Genomic DNA, 19,317 nt, shown 5'->3' with positions numbered 1-19,317 from the left:
GCGCGATGCTCTGGGCCTGCATTGTTCTGCCGCAACTGGCGCTGGACGCGATCCTGCGTGAGCGTGATGACGCCGAATCGCCGCTGGTATTGATCGGCGGGCCTGTCCAGCGTCGAGTGGTGCAGGCGGTCAATCCCGCCGCCGCCGCGCTGGGCTTGCGTGCCGGGCAGACGCTCACCGCCGCACGCGCCCTGGCCGATGGCTTTCATTGTGTCGAGGCCGACCCCGCGCGCATCGAGCAGTTGCAGCAATTGCTGGCCGCCTGGGCTTACCGGTTCAGTGCCCAGGTCAGCCTGCACTACCCCCGTGCGCTGCTGCTGGAGGTGGGTTCAAGCCTTCAATTGTTCGGTCCATGGCCCCTGTTCGAGGCCCGCCTGCGCCAGGAACTGGCCGAGCTGGGGCTGCGTCAGCGCATTGTCCTGGCCACCAACCCGGTGGCGGCGCGCATGCTTGCCAACGGCCATGACGGCCTGGCATTGACCTGTGCCGACGATACCCGTGCAGCGCTGGCGCGGATGCCGGTCGACCGGGTCGGATTGCCCGCTGAAGCTGCCGAGGCCTTCGCGCGCATGGGCCTGCGGCAGCTGGACCAGGTGCTGGCGTTGCCTCGCGATGCCCTGGCCAGGCGGTTCAGCGCGCAGGTGCAGCTGCACCTGGACCAGTTGCTCGGCCAGCGCTCCCTGGGGCTGCATTTCTACCAGCCGCCGGACCGCTTCGAAACCCGCCTGGAACTCAACTTCGATGTCGAGTCGCACCAGGCCCTGCTGTTCCCGCTGCGGCGCATGCTCAACGACCTGGCGGCATTCCTCGCCGGACGTGACTGCGGTGTGCAGCGGTTTTGCCTGTACCTGGAGCATGTCGAAGGGCCGGACACCGTGCTCAAGGTCGGGCTGCTGGCCGCCGAGCGTGATGCCGTCGTGCTGTTCGAGCTGGCCCGCGGGCGGCTGGAACCGCTGCGTATCCCGGCGCCGGTGCGCAACCTGCGGCTGGTCGCCGACGACCTGCCACCGTTCGTGCCCCAGCACCAGGCGTTGTTCGACCCGCGGGCAAAGCAGGCCCAGCCCTGGGAGCAGTTGCGCGAACGCCTGCGTGCTCGGTTGGGCGACGAAGCGGTGAAAGGCCTGCGTGCCGAAGCCGATCACCGCCCGGAATGCGCCTGGCAGCGGGCGGAGCAGGGCGCCCAGGGCAGCTTGCCGGTCGCGCCGGGCAGCCGCCCTGGCTGGTTGTTGCCCGCGCCCCAGGCGCTGGATGCGCTGGGCCACACCTTGCTGGGCCAGGCCGAGCGGATCGAGTCGGGTTGGTGGGACGGCGGCGACGTGCGTCGCGACTACTACCGCATCGAAACCCGCGAAGGGCTGCGCGGCTGGGCCTACCGCGACCTGGCCCAGCCCGGCCCGCTGTGGCTGCAGGGCTGGTTCGCATGAGCACGCCGGGTTATGCCGAACTGCACTGCCTGTCCAACTTCAGCTTCCAGCGTGGCGCCTCCAGCGCCGACGAGCTGTTCCGTCGTGCCCGCGAGCAGGGCTACCAGGCCCTGGCAATCACCGACGAATGCACGCTGGCCGGTATCGTGCGTGCCTGGCAAGCCGCCAAGGCCCATCAACTGCGGCTGATCGTCGGCAGCGAAATCCGCCTGCACGATGGCCCGAAACTGCTGCTGCTGGTGGAGAACCTCGGCGGTTACCAGAACCTGTGTGCCTTGATTACCCGGGCCAGGCGGCGGGCTGGAAAGGGCGACTACCAGGTGTTCGGCGACGACCTCCAGCAACATCATCAGGGGTTGCTGGCCGTGTGGATCGCCGATGACCCGAGCGACCCGGAGCCCGGCCGATGGCTGCGGGGCCTGTTCGGCGAGCGCCTGTGGCTGGGGGTGCACCAGCATCGGGGCAGTGGCGATGACGTGCGCCTGACGCGCTCGCGCGCGCTGGCGGCGCAGTTAGGGATCCGCGCCGTGGCCTGCGGCGATGTGCACATGCACATCCGTGGCCGGCGCGCCCTGCAGGATTGCATGACCGCCATCCGTCAGCATTGCAGCGTGGCCGAGGCGGGGCGCCACCTGTTTGCCAATGGCGAGCGCCATTTGCGCTCCCTTGAGCAACTGACCGAGTTGTACCCGGCCGATCTGCTCCAGGAGAGCACGGCCATCGCTGAGCGTTGCCAGTTCGACCTGGGCGAGTTGCGGTACCAGTACCCACGCGAGCTGGTGCCCGAAGGCCAGACGCCGGCAAGCTGGCTGCGCGAACTGTGCGAACGCGGCCTGCCGCTGCGCTGGCCGGCCGGCCCGAGCGGCAAGGTGCGCGAGGTGCTGGCCAGGGAGCTGGCGCTGATCGAAGAACTGGGCTACGAAAGCTACTTCCTCACCGTGCACGATATCGTCGCCTTCGCCCGCAGCCAGCACATCCTCTGCCAGGGGCGCGGCTCGGCGGCCAACTCGGTGGTGTGCTTCGTGCTGGGCATCACCGAGCTCGACCCGATGGAGCACCGGTTGCTGTTCGAGCGCTTCCTGTCCCGCGAGCGCAATGAGCCGCCCGACATCGACGTGGATTTCGAGCACGATCGCCGTGAAGAAGTCATCCAGTATGTGTTCCGCCGCTATGGCCGGCATCGCGCCGCGCTTACCGCGGTGGTCAACACCTACCATGCGGCGGGCGCGGTGCGCGACGTGGCGCGAGTGCTGGGCCTGCCGCCCGACCAGGTGGATGCGCTGGCCAAATGCTGCGGGCGCTGGAGTGACCGGATTCCCGACCCGCAGCGCCTGAGCGAGGCAGGCTTCGAGCCCGGCAGCCCCTCACTGCGGCGCATCCTGGTGCTGGCGGGCGAGCTGATCGGCTTTCCCCGTCACCTGTCGCAGCACCCGGGCGGCTTCGTCATTTCCGAGCAGCCGCTGGATCACCTGGTGCCGGTGGAAAACGCCGCCATGGCCGAACGCACGGTGATCCAGTGGGACAAGGACGACCTGGACATGGTCGGCCTGCTCAAGGTCGATGTGCTGGCCCTGGGCATGCTCAGCGCCTTGCGCCGCTGCTTCGACCTGCTGCAGCGCCATCGCGGCCGGCACCTGACCCTGGCGACCATCCCGGGTGAGGACCCGGCCACCTACGCCATGATCAGCCGTGCCGAGACCATGGGCGTGTTCCAGATCGAGTCGCGGGCGCAGATGGCCATGCTGCCAAGGCTACGGCCCAAGACCTTCTACGACCTGGTGATCGAGGTGGCGATCGTGCGCCCGGGGCCGATCCAGGGCGACATGGTGCACCCTTACCTGCGTCGCCGTCTGAAGCAGGAGCCGGTCAGCTATCCGTCGGAAAAGCTCAAGGAGGTTTTTCAACGCACCTTGGGTGTGCCGCTGTTCCAGGAGCAGGTGATGGAACTGGCAATGGTCGCCGCCGACTACAGCCCCGGCGAGGCCGATCAGCTGCGCCGCAGCATGGCCGCCTGGAAGCGCCATGGCGGCCTGGAGCCGCACCGTGAGCGGCTGGTACAGGGCATGCTGCGCAACGGCTACGACCTGGCCTTTGCCGAGCGCATTTTCGAGCAGATCAAGGGCTTTGGCAGCTACGGCTTCCCCGAGTCGCACGCGGCCAGTTTTGCCCTGCTGTGCTATGCCAGCAGCTGGCTCAAGTGCCACGAACCGGCGATCTTCACCTGTGCCCTGATCAACAGCTGGCCGATGGGCTTCTACAGCCCCGACCAGCTGTTGCAGGAGGCCCGGCGCCAAGGCATCGAGGTGCGGCCGGTGGATGTGTTCCACAGTGAGTGGGACTGCACCCTGGAGCCTGAATGCGGCGAGGCCTTGGCGATCCGCCTGGGCCTGCGGCAGATCCGCGGGCTCAGCGAGGGCGATGCCCGGCGGCTGGAGCAGGCGAGGGCACAACGGCCCTGGCGCGACATCGAGGACCTGTGCCTGCGTGCCGGGCTCGACAGCCGCGCCCGCGCCCGGCTGGCCGATGCCGGGGCGCTGCGAGCCCTGGCCCGGGACCGGCACCAGGCGCGCTGGCAGGTGGCGGCAGTGCAGCCGCAGTTGCCGCTGTTTGCCGAAGTGCAGGCGTTGCCGGAGCTGGAGGTGAGGCTGCCGGCGCCGACGGTGGGTGAGGACCTGGTGGCGGACTATGACACCCTGGGGACGACATTGGGGCCGCATCCTCTGCGCTTGCTGCGATCACGCTTGCGGGCGCTGGGCTGTCGCAGCTCGGGCGAACTGGCGGGCGTCGAGCAGGGTGATGCGATTGCCGTGGCCGGGCTGGTGGTGGGGCGACAGCGGCCGCAGACGGCCAGCGGGGTGACCTTCGTCACGCTCGAGGATGAATACGGCATGGTCAATGTGGTGGTCTGGCGTGAGCTGGCCGAGCGGCAGCGGCGGGCGCTGGTCGGGTCGCAGTTGCTCAAGGTGAGCGGGCGGCTGGAGCAGGAGAACGGAGTGCGGCACCTGATTGCCCGGCGATTGGAGGACATCAGTCCGCTGTTGCAGGGGTTGGATGTCAAGAGCCGGGATTTTCATTGAGCTTGCCGGCCTCTTCGCGGGTGAACCCGCTCCCACAGGGACCGCACAGCTTTCAGACACTGTGCAGTACCTGTGGGAGCGGGCTTGCCCGCGAAGAGGCCGGCGCGGTCCTTCAGACCATCGCCAGATGCTGCTTGCGCGTCGGCGCCGGAAACGCCCGGTCGATCGCCCGCAAGTCTTCAAGGGTCAAGCTCAGCTCACCCGCCGCCGCGTTCAATCGTACATGCTCCGGTGCCACCGCCTTGGGAATGGCGATCACCCCGTCCTCGCGGGTCACCCAGGCCAGGCTGACCTGCGCCGGCGTCGCCCCATGGCGCTCGCCAATCTGCTGCATCACCGGGTGCTGCAACAACCGCCCGGCCTGGGCCAGCGGGCAGTAGGCCATGGTCGGCAGGCCGCGCTGGCGGCTCCACGGCAGCAGGTCGAATTCGATACCGCGCTGCGCCGGGTTGTACAGCACCTGGTTGGTGGCGCACTGCGGATCGTGCAGCTCGCGCAGGTCATCGACATCGAAGTTGGACACGCCCCAGCGGCGGATCTTGCCCTGCTCGCGCAGGCGCTCGAAGGCCTCGACCGTCTCTTCCAGCGGATACTGCCCACGCCAGTGCAGCAGGTACAGGTCGATCATCTCGGTGCCCAGGCGCTTGAGACTGCGCTCGCAGGCGGCCGGCACGCCGCGCCGGCTGGCGTTGTGCGGGTAGACCTTGCTGACCAGGAACACCTGGTCGCGGCGCCCGGCGATGGCCTGGCCGACCACCTCCTCGGCGCCGCCTTCGGCATACATCTCGGCGCTGTCGATCAGGGTCAGGCCCTGCTCGATGCCTTGTTGCAGGGCCGCCACTTCCGCCGCCCGGCGCGAAGGGTCTTCGCCCATGTACCAGGTGCCCTGGCCAATGGCGGGCACTTCGCAACCTGCCAGTTTCACGTAACGCATGTCACCTCCGGAGTCTGGGTATGGGAAAGCAGCACCTCGAGCAGCGCCTGGGCTGCGGTGGAAAGCTTGTGATCGGCCAGGGCGATCACGCCGATGCGCCGCTCGACTGCGGGCTCGACCAGGGTGATGCAGCGCGCACCCAGTTCCTGCATCTGGTTGATGCACAGGGCCGGCACCGCGCTCACGCCCAGGCCGCTGGCAACCATGCGGCCGATGGTCGACAGCTGGTGGCTTTCGAACGCCACCGTCAGCTTGCCGTGCTGCGCGGCCACGTTCTGCTCCAGCAGCAGGCGCACGGCGGACGGCCGTTGCAGGGCGATGAAGTCCTCGGCCAGCAGTTGCGCCCAGCTGACCTGGGCCAGTTGCGCAATGGGTGATTCGGCGGGCACCACGGCGACGAAACGGTCCATGTACAACGGGTGGAAGTTGAGCCCGTCGGTGTTTTCCGGCTCGAAGCCGATGCCCAGTTCGACGCGGCGGTGGCGCACCAGTTCCAGTACCTGCTCGTTGATCACGTCGTGCACGGTGACGTTGACCTTGGGGTAGCGCTGGCGGAACACCTTGAGCGTGTGCGGCAGCAGGTTGCCGGCAAAGGCCGGCATGGCCGCCACCGAGACCCGCCCCAGCTGCAGGGTGAAGCGCTGGCGCAGCATCTCCTCGGTGTCGTCCCAGTCGGCCAGCAGGCGCCGGGCCAGCGGCAGCAGCACTTCGCCCTCGGCCGTCAGGCTTACGCTGCGGGTGGTGCGGGTGAGCAGGGCGCCGCCGAGGTTGTCCTCCAGTGCCTTGATGGTCAGGCTCAGGGCCGGCTGGGACACGTGCAGGTGTTCCCCGGCCTGGGCGAAGCTCTGGTACTTGGCGACGGCGACGAAGGCGCGCAGTTGCTTGACGTTCATGGCAGGTGTGATCGCTGTTTTGGAAAAGTTATCAATCGATGATGAAAACAAAATTAACAAATCAGTCGCCAGCGGTGAAGATGGCTGCACACGCTCACCGACAGCCTCGTCGGTTCAACAACTACAAAAGGCGGATCAGCATGGCCGGACTGGACAAGCGCGTAGCAACCTATGAAGAGGCCCTGGCAGGCCTGACCGACAACATGACGGTACTGGCCGGCGGCTTTGGCCTGTGCGGCATCCCCGAGAACCTCATCGCGGAAATCAGGCGCCGTGGCGTCAAGGGCCTGACCGTGGTCTCCAACAACTGCGGCGTCGACGGCTTTGGCCTGGGTGTGCTGCTGGAAGACCGGCAGATCCGCAAGATGATCGCCTCCTACGTGGGCGAGAACGCCGAATTCGAACGCCAGCTGCTCAGCGGCGAGCTGGAAGTGGAGCTGACCCCGCAAGGCACCCTGGCCGAGAAGATGCGCGCCGGCGGCGCCGGTATCCCGGCCTTCTACACCGCCACCGGCTACGGCACCCCGGTGGCCGACGGCAAGGAAGTGCGCGAGTTCAAGGGCCGCAAGTACATCCTCGAAGAGTCCATCACCGGCGACTTCGCCATCGTCAAGGGCTGGAAGGCCGACCACTACGGCAACGTGGTGTACCGCAACACCGCGCAGAACTTCAACCCGCTGGCCGCCACCGCCGGCAAGATCACCGTGGTCGAAGTGGAAGAGATCGTCGAGCCTGGCGTGCTGCTGCCCAGCGAGATCCACACCCCGGGGATCTTCGTCGACCGGGTGATCGTCGGCACCTTCGAAAAACGCATCGAAAAGCGCACCGTCAAGGCCTGAGCGCCGTCCATCAGAACAACAAAGAGATCCTGACCATGGCACTGACCCGCGAACAGATGGCGCAACGCGTCGCCCGTGAATTGAAGGACGGCTACTACGTCAACCTCGGCATCGGCATCCCGACCCTGGTGGCCAACTACGTGCCCGCCGACATGGACGTGATGTTGCAGTCGGAAAACGGCCTGCTCGGCATGGGCGAATTCCCCACCGAAAGCACCCTCGATCCCGACATGATCAACGCCGGCAAGCAAACCGTCACCGCCCGCCGGGGGGCGTCGATCTTCGACTCGGCGCAATCCTTCGCGATGATCCGTGGCGGCCACGTCGACCTGACCGTGCTGGGCGCTTTCGAAGTGGACGTGGACGGCAACATCGCCTCGTGGATGATCCCCGGCAAGCTGGTCAAGGGCATGGGCGGCGCCATGGACCTGGTGGCCGGTGCCGAGAACATCATCGTCACCATGACCCACGCCTCCAAGGACGGCGAGTCCAAGCTGCTGCCACGCTGCAGCCTGCCGCTGACCGGCGCCGGCTGCATCCGCAAGGTGCTGACCGACCTGGCCTACCTGGAAATCGACAATGGCGCCTTCATCCTGCGCGAGACCGCGCCTGGGGTGAGTGTGGAGGAAATCATCGCGAAGACCGCCGGCAAGCTGATCGTGCCGGACGATGTCAAGGAAATGACCTTCTAAAACCCCACGCTGCCCCCCTGTAGGAGCGGCCTCGTGTCGCGAAAGGGCCGCAGAGCGGCCCCGGCAATTTCAGCTGCGAAGCTGAGGTCCCCGGGGCTGCTCTGCAGCCCTTTCGCGACACAAGGCCGCTCCTACAGGGTTTTTTGCGTTTTTGCTGAAACATCCGATAAAACCAATAAAAGGAATGCCTCCGTGGCCGCTGAAATCCAAGACAGCCGCTCCGCCCGCTTTGCCCTGCGCTGTTCCAACTGGGCCGAACGCTGGTTCCCCGATTCCTGGGTGTTCGCCGCCCTGGCCGTGATGCTGGTGTGCATCGGCGCACTGGCCATGGGCGCCAAGCCGACCGACACCGCCAAGGCCTTTGGCGATGGCTTCTGGAGCCTGATCCCGTTCACCATGCAGATGGCCTTCGTGGTCATCGGCGGTTACGTGGTGGCCAGCTCGCCGCCCGCCGCCCGGTTGATCGACCGCCTGGCGCGCCTCCCCAAGAATGGCCGTTCGGCCGTGTGCTGGGTGGCGTTGATCTCGATGCTGGCGTCACTGCTCAACTGGGGCCTGTCGCTGGTGTTCGGCGGCTTGCTGGTGCGCGCCCTGGCGCGGCGCACTGAGCTGAAGATGGATTACCGCGCCGCCGGTGCCGCCGCCTACCTGGGCCTGGGCGCCGTGTGGGCGCTGGGGCTGTCGTCGTCGGCCGCGCAACTGCAGGCCAACCCGGCGAGCCTGCCGCCGTCGATCCTGTCGATTACCGGCGTCATTCCGTTCACCGAAACCATCTTCCTGTGGCAGTCCGGCGTCATGCTGGCCGCGCTGGTGATCGTTTCGCTGGTCATCGCCTATGCCACCGCCCCGGGGCCCAACAGCGCCCGCAGCGCCGAGGACTGTGGTGTCGACCCCAGCTTTACCGCGCCGCCAGCGCCCAAGCGCACCCGCCCGGGCGAATGGCTGGAGCACAGCCCGATCCTGATCCTGATGCTGGTGGCCCTGGCCGGCGGCTGGCTGTACCAGGAGTTCGCCACCAAGCCGGCGATCACCGCGATCTCCGGGCTGAACACCTACAACCTGCTGTTCATCATGCTCGGTGCCTTGCTGCACTGGCGCCCGCGCAGCTTCCTCGATGCCGTGGCCCGTGCCGTGCCGACCACCACCGGGGTGCTGATCCAGTTTCCACTGTACGGCTCGATCGCGGCCATCCTCACCCAGGTCAAGGGCGTGGACGAGCAGACCCTGGCGCACCACATCTCGCTGTTCTTCACCCAGATCGCCACCCACGATACCTATGCGCTGCTGATGGGCGTGTACTCGGCGGTGCTGGGCTTCTTCATCCCCTCGGGGGGTGGCAAGTGGATCATCGAAGCGCCGTACGTGATGCTGGTGGCCAACGACCTGCAGTATCACCTGGGCTGGGCGGTGCAGATCTACAACGCCGCCGAGGCGCTGCCGAACCTGATCAACCCGTTCTACATGCTGCCGCTGCTGGGTGTGCTGGGGCTGAAGGCGCGCGACCTGATCGGCTTCTCGTTCGTGCAGTTGCTGGTGCATGTGCCGTTGGTGCTGGTGTTGCTTTGGGCGCTGGGAGCGACACTGCAATATGTGCCGCCGGTGATGCCTTGATATAAATGCGTCGTTTGCACCGGCCTCTTCGCGGGTGAACCCGCTCCCACAGGTACAGCGCAAGGCTTAAGTCTTGTGCAATCCCTGTGGGAGCGGGTTCACCCGCGAAGAGGCCGATACAGGTCTTAATCAGCCAGCTCTGCTAACAATGTCGCCAGGGTCGCCCGGCCTTGGTCATCCAGCCCGAACACCGGCCGCCGCGGCTCACCCACCGGCAACCCGGTGAGCCCCAGCCCGGCCTTGATCGTCGCCGGCAAGCCACCTTTCAGAATGAAGTCCAGCAACGGCAACTGCCGGTAGAACAGCGCCCTGGCCTGGGCCAGGTCCCCCGCCAGCACCGCCTGGTACAGCGCCTGGTTCAACCCCGGGATCAGGTTCGGTGCCGCCGTGCACCAGCCCTTGGCGCCGGCCACGAACGCCTCCAGCGCAAGCGGGTTGCAGCCGTTGTAGAACGGCACCTGGCCTTCGCCCAGCAGGTGCAGCTTGTGCATGCGCTGGATGTCGCCGGTACTCTCCTTGACCATGGTCACGTTGGGCACTTCGCGCACGATGCGCAGGATCAGCTCCACCGGCAGGTCGGTACCGCTGGTGGCGGGGTTGTTGTAGAGCATGATCGGCAGGTCGATGGCGGCACCGATCGTGCGGTAGTGCTGGACGATCTCGGCTTCGCTGAGCTTCCAGTAGGCTGCCGGCAGCACCATCACCGCGTCGGCACCGTGGGTTTGGGCGAAGCGTGCGCGGCGCACGGCGCCAGCGGTGGTCAGGTCGGAGACGCTGACGATGCTCGGCACGCGCCTGGCCACCTTGGCGAGGCTGTACTCGGCCACCTGCTGCCATTCGCTGTCGCTCAGGTAGGCACCTTCGCCGGTGCTGCCCAGCGGGGCGATGGCCTGCACGTCGCCGTCGATCAGGCGCTCGATGGACGCGCCCAGGGCAGGCAGGTCGAGCTGCTCGCCATCGGCGCTGAACGGGGTGATGGTGTAGCCGATGATGCCGTGGAATTGAGTGGTCATGGTTTCAGGCTCCGCAAGCAAGGCAATCTGGGGTCAGTTCAGGCAGTCGGCGTGGCTACGCAGGCTCTGCCGGGCAAAGTAGCTGAAGGCGGCGCTGTGGCGCTTGGGCCGGTCGATCCAGTCGTGCGCCTCGCGGCCCAGCGCCGGCTCGATGGGCTTGACGGTTCCGGCGGCCATGGCCAGCAATTGCAGGCGTGCCGCACGTTCGATCAACTGTGCGTAATTGCAGGCCTGTTCGATGCTGGTACCGGTGGACAGCTGGCCATGGTGCGAGAGCAGGATGGCGCGCTTGTCACCCAGGGCGGCACTGATGATCTCGCCTTCCTCGTTGCCCACCGGCACCCCCGGCCAGGCTTCGAGAAACGCACAGTCGTCGTACAGCGGGCACAGGTCCATGTGCGAGACCACCAGCGGCACTTCCAGCATCGACAGGGCGGCGACGTGCGTCGGGTGGGTGTGGATGATGCAGTTCACGTCCGGGCGGGCGCGGTACACCCAGCTGTGGAAGCGGTTGGCCGGGTTGGGCATGCCCTGGCCTTCGAGCACCTCGAGGTCTTCGTTGACCAGCAACAGGTTGCTGGCGCTGATTTCATCGAAACCCAGGCCTAGTTGCTGGGTGTAGAAGGTGCCAGGCTGTGGGCCGCGGGCGCTGATCTGCCCGGCCAGGCCGGAATCGTGGCCGTGGTCGAAGAGAATTCGGCAGGTCAGGGCCAGCTTTTCCCGCACAGTCCACGTATTATCGGCAAGCGAGGCTTGCATCTGCGACAGCGCCTGCTGGACCAGTTGGTCTTTGCTGTGCGTCAGGGTCTTGGCCATGGGATGTTCCTCTGTGGCGTGATGAGCGATGTCCGTGCTGGCCCGTTCCACTGCTTTGGTCGGTGGGGGAAGCGGGTAGCGCGTGACACAAATAATCCTATATGACACAAAGTGTCATAAGCAAGCGTGTGGGTCCGGGAAAATCGCGTCGCATGTCTAACAGATTGAAATTGTTAAGAAAAAAACTTGGAATTACCCTCGAGGCACTGGCCGAGAAATCCGCCATGACCAAGAGTTACTTGTCCAAGGTCGAGCGCGGCTTGAACACGCCGTCGATTGCTGCCGCGCTGAAGCTGGCGCGGGCGCTGAATGTCCAGGTGGAGGAACTGTTCGCCGAGGAGCAGCCCGGGCAGAGCCTCTACAGCCTGGTGCGCCAGGGTGAGCGCCAGGCACTGGTCGGTGACGGGCAGGGCCCGGGCTACGCGGCGCTGACCAGCCAGGTCGGGCAGCGCAGCCTGCTGCCGTTTCTGATTCAGCCGCCCCTCGCGTTCAGCGACCCGACCTTCAAGGAACACCAGGGCGAAGAGTTCCTGTTCGTTCATGCCGGCCAGGTCGAGGTCGACTTCATGAACGAACGGGTCCTGCTGGAACAGGGCGATGCCCTGCATTTCAACGCCCAGACGCCGCACCGCCTGCGTTCGGTCGGGGAGCACCCGGCGCAGTTGCTGGTGGTGGTGCATGACAGCGGCGAGTGAGGGCAGGGCGATGATCGAGGTGTCGCGGTTCTGGCGGGATCCGGCATTGCCCTTCGTCGAGGCCCGGCGCGTACGCGACGGGCGCGAGGTGTGCTATGCAGCGCATTCCCACGACTGTTTCTCCATCGGCGCGATCACCAGCGGGCGCAGCACGTACCTGAGCGGCGACAGCCAGGTCGAGGTGGGCGCCGGGACCACGGTGGTGATGAACCCGGGCGTGGTGCATGCCTGCAACCCGATCGAGGGTGAGGGCTGGTCATACCTGATGCTGTACGTCGACCTGCCGTGGCTGCAGGCGCGCGGCTTTGCGCTGCCGGCACAGACGTTGAGCACTGCGGCGGGGCTCTACAGCCGCCTGCTTGCGCTGTTCGCCGATCTTTTCGAGGTGGATTTGCCGGATCGGGAAGCGCGGCTGGCCCGGTTTTTCGAGGACCTTCCGCGCTATCTGCCTGCGGAGATCGACAGCATGCGTGCCGAGCATCCACAGCTGGATGCGGCTGCGGCCTTCATTCGCGCACATCGTGCCGACCCGTTGAGCCTTGCGGATATCTGCGCGGCCTGTGGCTTGTCCCGTTCCTACCTGATTCGCGCGTTTCGCCAGCGTTTCGGCCTGACGCCCCATGGTTACCTGCTCGACCAGCGGGTGCAGCAGGCGCGGGCGCAGCTGCGCGGCGGGCGGGCGATCGCCGAAGTAGCGCTGGAGGCCGGGTTTGCCGACCAGGCGCACCTGCAAAGGGCCTTCAAGCAGCACCTGGCGTCGACACCCGGGCACTATCGCGATGCCGTACCGACCTTTTCGCGGGCAAGCCCGCTGCTGCAGGTGAAGCGTTGCCCACACGTGCCGTGATATCCCTGTGGGAGCGGCCTTGGCCGCGAAGAGGCAGCTACAGACGGCATCAAATGATCAGGTACACCGCACTACCCATCAACAACACCGCCAGACCGCGATTGAGCAAGCGCATGTACCGCGCGTCCCGCAGATACTGGCGGATTACACTCCCGGCCCAGGCCCAGCACGCCACCGAAACGAAACAGATCGGCGCGTAGATCCAGGCAAACAGCCACAACAGCTGCTGTTCCCCGCCGGTATAGGCCCCCACGCCTGCCACCGCCGCCAGCCAGGCCTTGGGGTTCAGCCACTGCATCGCGGCCCCTTGCCAGGCCGACGGTGCAGCGTGCTGGCGCTCACCGCCCAGCTGGCCATCATCGCTGGCCAGCTTCCACGCCATCCACAGCAGAAACGCCACGCCACCCCAGTGCAGCGCCACGCCCAATGCCGGCCAGCGCAGCAGCAGTTGGTGCAGGCCCAGCCCCACCAGTACCAGCAGCAGGCAGAAGCCCAGGGTCGCGCCGGTCACATGCCACAGGCTGGCACGCAAGCCATGGCGGGCACCGCTACCGAGCGCGACGATATTGACCGGACCCGGGGAAATCGAGGCCGCAAGGGCGAAGGCGGCCATGGAAAGGAACAGGCTCATGGTGGGGCAACTCTGTGTCGTGATAGAGGCCCCATCCTGGGTCCCCCGTGGACATGGGTATTGAAGAAAAATCCCCTGAACACCTGTTACAGGTTTTGTAATAGTTTCGCGCTATCAGAAAAACCTGCTGTGCTTGTAGCATCGTCCTCCCTATTTTCATTCAAGGCCTATATGAGCACCTTCGCGGAGCCCCCCAGTCCCCGGCCGTCCCGGCCCCATAGTCATTTGCCCTCCCGGGCTGCCTGCCCCCGTCCTCGTGACGCCTTCTTCGTGAGTACCCGCTGATGGAATGGCTAGCCGATCCCACGGCCTGGCTGGGCCTGTTGACGCTTATCGTCCTCGAATTGGTGCTGGGCATCGACAACCTGGTGTTCATCGCCATCCTCGCCGACAAGCTGCCGCCCCATCAGCGCGACCGCGCCCGGGTCATCGGTCTGAGCCTGGCGCTGATCATGCGCCTGGGCCTGCTCGCCAGCATCTCGTGGATGGTCACCCTGACCGCGCCGCTGTTCGAGGTGTTCGGCAAGAGCTTCTCCGGCCGCGACCTGATCATGCTGTTCGGTGGTGTGTTCCTGCTGTTCAAGGCCACCATGGAACTGCACGAGCGGCTGGAAGGCCATGTCACCCAGGCCAGTGGTGCCGTGCGCCACGCCGCGTTCTGGCCGATCGTGGCGCAGATCGTCGTGCTCGATGCGGTGTTCTCGCTGGACGCGGTGATCACGGCCGTGGGCATGGTCGAGCAATTGTCGGTGATGATGATCGCGGTGATCTTCTCGATCGGCATCATGATCGTTGCCAGCAAGCCGCTGACCCGCTTCGTCAACGCCCACCCGACAGTGATCATGCTGTGCCTGGGCTTCCTGATGATGATCGGCTTCAGCCTGACCGCCGAAGGCCTGGGCTTCCACATCCCCAAAGGTTACCTGTACGCGGCCATCGGCTTCTCGATCCTGATCGAACTGTTCAACCAGCTGGCCCGTGCCCGCCGCAAGCGCAGCCTGCAGCAGCACAAGCCGCTGCGTGAACGTACTGCCCATGCGGTGCTGCGCCTGCTTGGCGGGCGCCGGGTCGAGGCTGACGAGGTGGGCGAAGAGATTGCCGACCTGGTCGACGGGGGTGAGCAACAGGTGCTGTTCGACCGCCGCGAGCGGGTGATGATCAGTGGCGTGCTGAACCTGGCCGAGCGGCCGATCCGCACGGTGATGACCGCCCGCGCCGAAGTCGACGTGATCGACCTGGCGCAGCCGGCGGACGCCATCACCGCAGCCCTGGCCAATTCGCCGTACTCGCGCCTGCCGCTGATCCGCAATGGCCACATCGAGGAACCGCTGGGCTTCGTGCACAAGAAGGAACTGCTCAAGGAGCTGTTGACGGGCAGCCAGCCGGACCTCGAGCGCATGGCCCGGGCGCCGCTGAATTTGCTGGAGAGCTTCAGCATTTTCAACGCCCTGGAGCAGATGCGCGGCCAGTCGACGCACATCGCCTTCGTGGTCAACGAGTTCGGTGACTTCACCGGCCTGCTGACCATGACCGACATCCTCGAGTCGATCGCCGGCGAGTTGCCGGACGCCAGCGAGGTGGAAGGCCCGGCGATCGTCGAGGAAGATGGCAGCTTTGTCGTCAGTGGCGCCCTGAACCTCAGCCAGGTCCAGGCGCGGACCGGCTTCAGCGCCCGCGCCACCGAGGACTACCAGACCCTCGCGGGCCTGGTGATGAGCCTGCTCGACCGTTTGCCGGTGGTCGGTGATCGCCTGGGCTGGAATGGCTGGAGCATGACCGTGGTGGCGGTGGAGGAGCGCCGGGTGCGCCAGGTGCGCCTTACACCGAGCGCCGACGCTGACGCAACAGGTGCTTGAAGCCTTCGAGCACCAGCACCAGCACTGCGGCCCAGATCGGCAGGTAGGTCAGCCACTGATCCGGGCCGATGGTTTCGCCCAGCAGCAGGGCCACGCCGACCAGCAGCACCGGCTCGACGTAGCTGAGCAGGCCGAACAGGCTGAATGGCAACAGCCGACTGGCCAGCACGTAGGCGATCAGTGCCGAAGCACTGATCGCGCCCAGCACCGGGATCAAGCCATAGAGGCCAGGGTGCGCGTGCAGGTCGTCACTCGACAGCGGCCCGTTGATCACGAAGTACAACGCCCAGGGCAGCAGCAGGCACATGTCGCACCACAGGCCGCCCAGGTGGTCGGTGCGGCAGCGTCGGCGCAGCACGAAGTAGATCGGGTAGCCGATCATCACCAGCAGGGTTTCCCAGGCAAAGCTGCCATGCTGGTACAGCTCGTGGCCCACACCCAGCGCAGCGCAGCCCACGGCCACCTTCTGCAGCCGGGACAGGCGCTCGCCGTATACCACCCGCCCGGTCAGCACCATCGCCAGTGGCAGCAGGAAATAGCCCATCGACACCTCCAGGCTGCGCCCGTGCAGCGGCGCCCAGAGGAACAGCCACAGCTGTACGCCCATCAACCATGAAGTACCGACCATGCCCAGCAGCAACACCGGGGTCTGGCGCACCCGTGCCAGCAGATCGCCGACGCGCTTCCAGTCCTTGCTGACCAGCATGAACAGGGTCAGGCAGGGCAAGGTCAGCAGCGTGCGCCAGCCAAAGATCTCTTCGCCATCGAGTGGCGTGAGCAGGGAGGTATAGAAATACATCACGGCGAACAGACAGGACGCCATGACCGACGAAATAATGCCTTTTGACACGAATGCCTCGGATACGGGGAGTGAGCGGGTGGATCAGCCGCGCATGATCTCAGGGGGCGCGTCTTGCGGCAACCGCGCAGCGCCTGGGGCGGCCCCGGCGAACAAATGCGCGACAAAGCTTTTTACGCAATGTAGAATCGATTTACGAATACAACAATAAAGCCCTTCGCCAGCGAAGGGGCAACCCCACCGAGAATGGGTCCATATGACATACCATGGGTTCAAGTTGATCATGGGTGACTTCCTCGCCCGCAGCGTGCGCGGTATCCCGTGCGCTCCGCCATCGCCGCTCCACATCCCGCGCAATCACTAATCTTTCGCTGCAGATGAGGACACCAATATGGCTGATATCTTCGACAACCCAATGGGCCTGATGGGCTTCGAGTTCATTGAACTGGCTTCGCCGACGCCTGGCGTGCTCGAGCCGGTATTGCAGATCCTCGGTTTCACCCTGGTGGCCACCCACCGCTCCAAGGACGTGCACCTGTATCGCCAGGGCGGCATCAACCTGATCCTCAACAACGAACCCAAGAGCATCGCCTCGTACTTTGCCGCCGAGCATGGCCCGTCGGTCTGCGGCATGGCATTTCGCGTGCGTAACGCCCACGAAGCCTATGCCCGCGCCCTGCAACTGGGGGCCCAGCCGGTGGAGATCGAAACCGGGCCGATGGAACTGCGCCTGCCGGCGATCAAGGGCATCGGCGGCGCGCCGCTGTACCTGATCGACCGTTTCGAGGAAGGCAGCTCGATCTACGACATCGACTTCAACTTCATCGAAGGTGTCGAGCGCAACCCGGTGGGGGCTGGGCTGAAGATCATCGACCACCTGACCCACAACGTCTATCGCGGGCGCATGGCCTACTGGGCCGGCTTCTACGAGAAACTGTTCAACTTCCGCGAGATCCGCTATTTCGACATCAAGGGCGAGTATACCGGCCTGACTTCCAAGGCCATGACCGCACCGGACGGCATGATCCGCATTCCGCTGAACGAGGAGTCGTCCAAGGGCGCCGGGCAGATCGAAGAGTTCCTGATGCAGTTCAACGGCGAAGGCATCCAGCACGTGGCCTTCCTCACCGACGACCTGCTCAAGACCTGGGACGCGCTCAAGGGCCTGGGCATGCGTTTCATGACCGCGCCACCGCAGACCTACTACGAGATGCTCGAAGAGCGCCTTCCAGGCCATGGTGAACCCGTCGACCAGTTGCAAGCGCGTGGCATTCTGCTCGACGGTGCCTCGGAGTCCGGCGACAAGCGCCTGCTGCTGCAGATCTTCTCCGAGACACTGCTCGGCCCGGTGTTCTTCGAGTTCATCCAGCGCAAGGGCGATGATGGCTTCGGCGAAGGCAACTTCAAGGCGCTGTTCGAGTCCATCGAGCGTGACCAGGTCCGCCGTGGCGTGCTCAACGCCGAGTGATCGACGCGTACCGCCGTCAAGCTGAATTGACGGCGGTACGGTTGCGCTGGCCGCAATGGCAGAAGATGCTCCAATAGCTGATCAGGCCGGTGATCACGCCGATCAGCGCAAGCGCGGGCAGGGTATGAACCACTGTTCTGCGCGCCCGTTGGGCCGAGTAGCCGGCGAGGTAGCCGGCTGTCACGGTGTAACCGTACTGCTGCGACTTGCCGGCATGCCTGAACTCGCTCTGCGTGGGCCGCGATTGATCTCGGCTGTCGCCATTCTTCCAGATGAAACCCTCCTTGGTTTCGAGGATCACGACGGGGTTGCCCGGGTGGCCTCGCATTGCATTGCGCAACGCCAGGCCATAGGCGGTTGCGATCACCCCCAGGTTGTCGCGCTGTAGTTGGTAGGCTACGTGAACGGCGTTGGGTGTGGCGTGCGAGCCAAACACCAGTTGCACGGAGGAGTGCCGGCCTTCGGGGAGTACTGGCGAGGGGTGCGATGTGGCCAGTGTCTTGCAATACGGCCTGCCGTCCATGGTCAATGTCAGCCCGCGCAGGTAGCGGGCGCCTTCTATCTGTTCCAGCAATCGTGGTTTGGCCGTAAGGCACGGCGTGCCTGCCAGTACCAAGGCGGTTTGCGCAGCCATGTGCAGGCGGTCGAGGATCTGGTCGACCGCGGTGAGGGTGGCTGTCACCGCATGGCGGGCATTTTCCTGGTGTTTCTGGTCGTGCTGATAAAGCAACATCATCAGGCCGAAACCGACCGGTATCAGGCTGATCGACACGATCAGCAGCAGTTGCTGAAAGCAGCGCCCGGCAACCTTGAACTTCGACATGGCCTGCGGCCCTCCGCTCGTGATGGACAAGCAAGCGAAGAGCCTATTGGTTGCGCCACCTTGCTACTGTAAGCCTCGGCTGTGTTCGACCACGGATGCGGGTAATTGGAGCGTAGGACTCATTTCAACTCGAGTGCCAAAAGCACCTTATCGGCAAGCGGGCCCGTGGAGGCGGGGTTTTGCCCGGTGAGCAGTCGCCCGTCACGGACCACGAAGGGCTGCCATGGGTCGTCGTGCTTGCTGTAGGTGCCGCCCCGGCCAACCAGTTCGTTTTCAGTCAGGAAGGGCACCACCTTGTCCAGTTCGGCCAGCTTTTCCTCGGTAGTGGAAAACCCGGTGACCTGGCGGTCCTTGAGCAGCAGGCTGTTGTCGCTGAGCTTGATGTTCAGCAAGCCGGCCACGCCATGGCAGACCGCTGCGACGATGCCGTTGTTTTCGTAGATCTTGCGTGCAATTTCCTGCAGTGGCGCATTGTCCGGGAAGTCGTACATGACGCCATGCCCGCCGGTGTAGTAGATGGCGCCGTAGTCCTCGGCCCGGACGTTGCCAGGGCTCAGCGACGTACCCAGGCGGGTCATGAATGCCTTGTCGTCGTACCATTGCCAGTCCAGGTCCGGTGCCATCTGCAGGCTGTGCGGGTCGATGGCGACGTAGCCGCCTGCCGGGCTGACGTAGTCGACGCTGTAGCCGGCCTGCTGCACCTTGTCGACGAAATGCACGGCTTCACCCAGCCACAGACCCGTGGCACGTTTCAGCCCTGGGTATTTGGCGGTATTGGTCACTACCACCAGGATCTTCTTCTTGCTCATCACCACGCTCCCATCGGCAGTTGGAGGGACAATCTTTCCATGGCGCGGGAAAACCTACTCAGCATAGCTGGCGTTTGCCACTGCGCCATA

At 65.4% G+C, this 19,317-nt stretch carries 17 protein-coding genes; 9 read left to right on the top strand and 8 right to left on the bottom strand.

Features of this window, described 5'->3' with window-relative positions; all coding sequences use genetic code 11:
• The first annotated feature begins 5 nt into the window (after nucleotides 1–5).
• On the top strand, nucleotides 6–1,424 hold the full coding sequence (locus ACIP21_RS08045; RefSeq protein WP_400686149.1) for a Y-family DNA polymerase: 1,419 nt from the start codon (nucleotides 6–8) through the stop codon (nucleotides 1,422–1,424).
• A complete protein-coding gene (locus ACIP21_RS08040) occupies nucleotides 1,421–4,501 on the top strand; it encodes an error-prone DNA polymerase (RefSeq protein WP_400686147.1) in 3,081 nt (1,026 codons plus the stop codon). The genes ACIP21_RS08045 and ACIP21_RS08040 overlap by 4 nt, the downstream gene beginning before the upstream one ends.
• A gap of 112 nt (nucleotides 4,502–4,613) precedes the next feature.
• Here ACIP21_RS08040 and ACIP21_RS08035 read toward each other — a convergent pair whose 3' ends face one another.
• A complete protein-coding gene (locus tag ACIP21_RS08035; protein WP_400686145.1) occupies nucleotides 4,614–5,435 on the bottom strand; it encodes an aldo/keto reductase in 822 nt (273 codons plus the stop codon).
• Entirely contained in the window at nucleotides 5,423–6,328 is a 906-nt protein-coding gene (locus ACIP21_RS08030) for a LysR family transcriptional regulator (protein WP_400686143.1), read from the bottom strand. The genes ACIP21_RS08035 and ACIP21_RS08030 overlap by 13 nt, the downstream gene beginning before the upstream one ends.
• Before the next feature lie 140 nt (nucleotides 6,329–6,468).
• Between ACIP21_RS08030 and ACIP21_RS08025 the strand changes: the two genes are divergently transcribed.
• The 3 genes from ACIP21_RS08025 (at nucleotide 6,469) to ACIP21_RS08015 (ending at nucleotide 9,470) form a co-directional block, all read left to right on the top strand.
• Nucleotides 6,469–7,167, top strand: a complete 699-nt coding sequence (locus ACIP21_RS08025; RefSeq protein WP_400686141.1) for a CoA transferase subunit A — start codon at nucleotides 6,469–6,471, stop codon at nucleotides 7,165–7,167.
• 35 nt (nucleotides 7,168–7,202) lie between these two features.
• Nucleotides 7,203–7,859, top strand: a complete 657-nt coding sequence (locus tag ACIP21_RS08020; RefSeq protein WP_400686139.1) for a CoA transferase subunit B — start codon at nucleotides 7,203–7,205, stop codon at nucleotides 7,857–7,859.
• A 192-nt stretch (nucleotides 7,860–8,051) separates the two neighbouring features.
• Nucleotides 8,052–9,470 (top strand): short-chain fatty acid transporter, encoded by a 1,419-nt coding sequence (locus ACIP21_RS08015; protein ID WP_400686137.1) that lies wholly within the window; start codon nucleotides 8,052–8,054, stop codon nucleotides 9,468–9,470.
• 125 nt (nucleotides 9,471–9,595) lie between these two features.
• Here ACIP21_RS08015 and ACIP21_RS08010 read toward each other — a convergent pair whose 3' ends face one another.
• Nucleotides 9,596–10,483 (bottom strand): dihydrodipicolinate synthase family protein, encoded by an 888-nt coding sequence (locus ACIP21_RS08010; RefSeq protein ID WP_400686135.1) that lies wholly within the window; start codon nucleotides 10,481–10,483, stop codon nucleotides 9,596–9,598.
• A 33-nt stretch (nucleotides 10,484–10,516) separates the two neighbouring features.
• Nucleotides 10,517–11,299, bottom strand: coding sequence for an aldolase (locus tag ACIP21_RS08005; protein ID WP_400686134.1), 783 nt, complete (start codon nucleotides 11,297–11,299; stop codon nucleotides 10,517–10,519).
• A 152-nt stretch (nucleotides 11,300–11,451) separates the two neighbouring features.
• Here ACIP21_RS08005 and ACIP21_RS08000 point away from each other — a divergent pair, with 152 nt between their 5' ends.
• Nucleotides 11,452–11,994, top strand: coding sequence for a helix-turn-helix domain-containing protein (locus tag ACIP21_RS08000; RefSeq protein WP_400686132.1), 543 nt, complete (start codon nucleotides 11,452–11,454; stop codon nucleotides 11,992–11,994).
• 10 nt (nucleotides 11,995–12,004) lie between these two features.
• Nucleotides 12,005–12,841 (top strand): AraC family transcriptional regulator, encoded by an 837-nt coding sequence (locus ACIP21_RS07995; RefSeq protein ID WP_400687099.1) that lies wholly within the window; start codon nucleotides 12,005–12,007, stop codon nucleotides 12,839–12,841.
• 49 nt (nucleotides 12,842–12,890) lie between these two features.
• On the opposite strand, the gene ACIP21_RS07990 is transcribed toward ACIP21_RS07995, so the two are convergent.
• Nucleotides 12,891–13,472 carry a LysE family translocator gene (locus ACIP21_RS07990; RefSeq protein WP_400686130.1) on the bottom strand — a complete coding sequence of 194 codons (582 nt, stop codon included), beginning with the start codon at nucleotides 13,470–13,472 and terminating at the stop codon, nucleotides 12,891–12,893.
• A gap of 284 nt (nucleotides 13,473–13,756) precedes the next feature.
• Between ACIP21_RS07990 and ACIP21_RS07985 the strand changes: the two genes are divergently transcribed.
• Nucleotides 13,757–15,328: a TerC family protein gene (locus tag ACIP21_RS07985; RefSeq protein WP_400686128.1), complete on the top strand. Its 1,572-nt coding sequence runs from the start codon at nucleotides 13,757–13,759 to the stop codon at nucleotides 15,326–15,328.
• Here the strand turns inward: ACIP21_RS07985 and rarD are convergent.
• On the bottom strand, nucleotides 15,291–16,178 hold the full coding sequence (gene rarD, locus ACIP21_RS07980; RefSeq protein ID WP_400686125.1) for an EamA family transporter RarD: 888 nt from the start codon (nucleotides 16,176–16,178) through the stop codon (nucleotides 15,291–15,293). The genes ACIP21_RS07985 and rarD overlap by 38 nt on opposite strands.
• A gap of 340 nt (nucleotides 16,179–16,518) precedes the next feature.
• Between rarD and hppD the strand changes: the two genes are divergently transcribed.
• Nucleotides 16,519–17,595 carry a 4-hydroxyphenylpyruvate dioxygenase gene (hppD, locus tag ACIP21_RS07975; protein ID WP_400686122.1) on the top strand — a complete coding sequence of 359 codons (1,077 nt, stop codon included), beginning with the start codon at nucleotides 16,519–16,521 and terminating at the stop codon, nucleotides 17,593–17,595.
• A 16-nt stretch (nucleotides 17,596–17,611) separates the two neighbouring features.
• On the opposite strand, the gene ACIP21_RS07970 is transcribed toward hppD, so the two are convergent.
• Together ACIP21_RS07970 and ACIP21_RS07965 are read right to left on the bottom strand one after the other, a co-directional pair.
• The gene (locus ACIP21_RS07970; RefSeq protein ID WP_400686120.1) at nucleotides 17,612–18,418 is read right to left on the bottom strand and encodes a CSS-motif domain-containing protein; all 807 of its coding nucleotides are present in this window, start codon (nucleotides 18,416–18,418) and stop codon (nucleotides 17,612–17,614) included.
• Nucleotides 18,419–18,537: 119 nt separating this feature from the next.
• A complete protein-coding gene (locus tag ACIP21_RS07965; RefSeq protein WP_400686118.1) occupies nucleotides 18,538–19,227 on the bottom strand; it encodes a type 1 glutamine amidotransferase domain-containing protein in 690 nt (229 codons plus the stop codon).
• Between the last annotated feature and the right edge of the window lie 90 nt (nucleotides 19,228–19,317).

The organism is Pseudomonas sp. NPDC089401, from assembly GCF_044749485.1.
GTDB lineage: Bacteria > Pseudomonadota > Gammaproteobacteria > Pseudomonadales > Pseudomonadaceae > Aquipseudomonas.
The sequence above is the reverse complement of the archived record's forward strand: the minus strand, read 5'-3'. Positions and strand labels throughout refer to the sequence as shown.

Excerpts from the sequence above, each read along its gene's own strand:
- ACIP21_RS08045 (WP_400686149.1), top strand. The coding sequence starts at position 6 with ATGCTCTGGGCCTGCATTGTTCTGCCGCAACTGGCGCTGGACGCGATC.
- ACIP21_RS08040 (WP_400686147.1), top strand. The coding sequence starts at position 1,421 with ATGAGCACGCCGGGTTATGCCGAACTGCACTGCCTGTCCAACTTCAGC.
- ACIP21_RS08035 (WP_400686145.1), bottom strand. The coding sequence starts at position 5,435 with ATGCGTTACGTGAAACTGGCAGGTTGCGAAGTGCCCGCCATTGGCCAG.
- ACIP21_RS08030 (WP_400686143.1), bottom strand. The coding sequence starts at position 6,328 with ATGAACGTCAAGCAACTGCGCGCCTTCGTCGCCGTCGCCAAGTACCAG.
- ACIP21_RS08025 (WP_400686141.1), top strand. The coding sequence starts at position 6,469 with ATGGCCGGACTGGACAAGCGCGTAGCAACCTATGAAGAGGCCCTGGCA.
- ACIP21_RS08020 (WP_400686139.1), top strand. The coding sequence starts at position 7,203 with ATGGCACTGACCCGCGAACAGATGGCGCAACGCGTCGCCCGTGAATTG.
- ACIP21_RS08010 (WP_400686135.1), bottom strand. The coding sequence starts at position 10,483 with ATGACCACTCAATTCCACGGCATCATCGGCTACACCATCACCCCGTTC.
- ACIP21_RS08005 (WP_400686134.1), bottom strand. The coding sequence starts at position 11,299 with ATGGCCAAGACCCTGACGCACAGCAAAGACCAACTGGTCCAGCAGGCG.
- ACIP21_RS08000 (WP_400686132.1), top strand. The coding sequence starts at position 11,452 with ATGTCTAACAGATTGAAATTGTTAAGAAAAAAACTTGGAATTACCCTC.
- ACIP21_RS07995 (WP_400687099.1), top strand. The coding sequence starts at position 12,005 with ATGATCGAGGTGTCGCGGTTCTGGCGGGATCCGGCATTGCCCTTCGTC.
- ACIP21_RS07990 (WP_400686130.1), bottom strand. The coding sequence starts at position 13,472 with ATGAGCCTGTTCCTTTCCATGGCCGCCTTCGCCCTTGCGGCCTCGATT.
- ACIP21_RS07985 (WP_400686128.1), top strand. The coding sequence starts at position 13,757 with ATGGAATGGCTAGCCGATCCCACGGCCTGGCTGGGCCTGTTGACGCTT.
- hppD (WP_400686122.1), top strand. The coding sequence starts at position 16,519 with ATGGCTGATATCTTCGACAACCCAATGGGCCTGATGGGCTTCGAGTTC.
- ACIP21_RS07970 (WP_400686120.1), bottom strand. The coding sequence starts at position 18,418 with ATGTCGAAGTTCAAGGTTGCCGGGCGCTGCTTTCAGCAACTGCTGCTG.
- ACIP21_RS07965 (WP_400686118.1), bottom strand. The coding sequence starts at position 19,227 with ATGAGCAAGAAGAAGATCCTGGTGGTAGTGACCAATACCGCCAAATAC.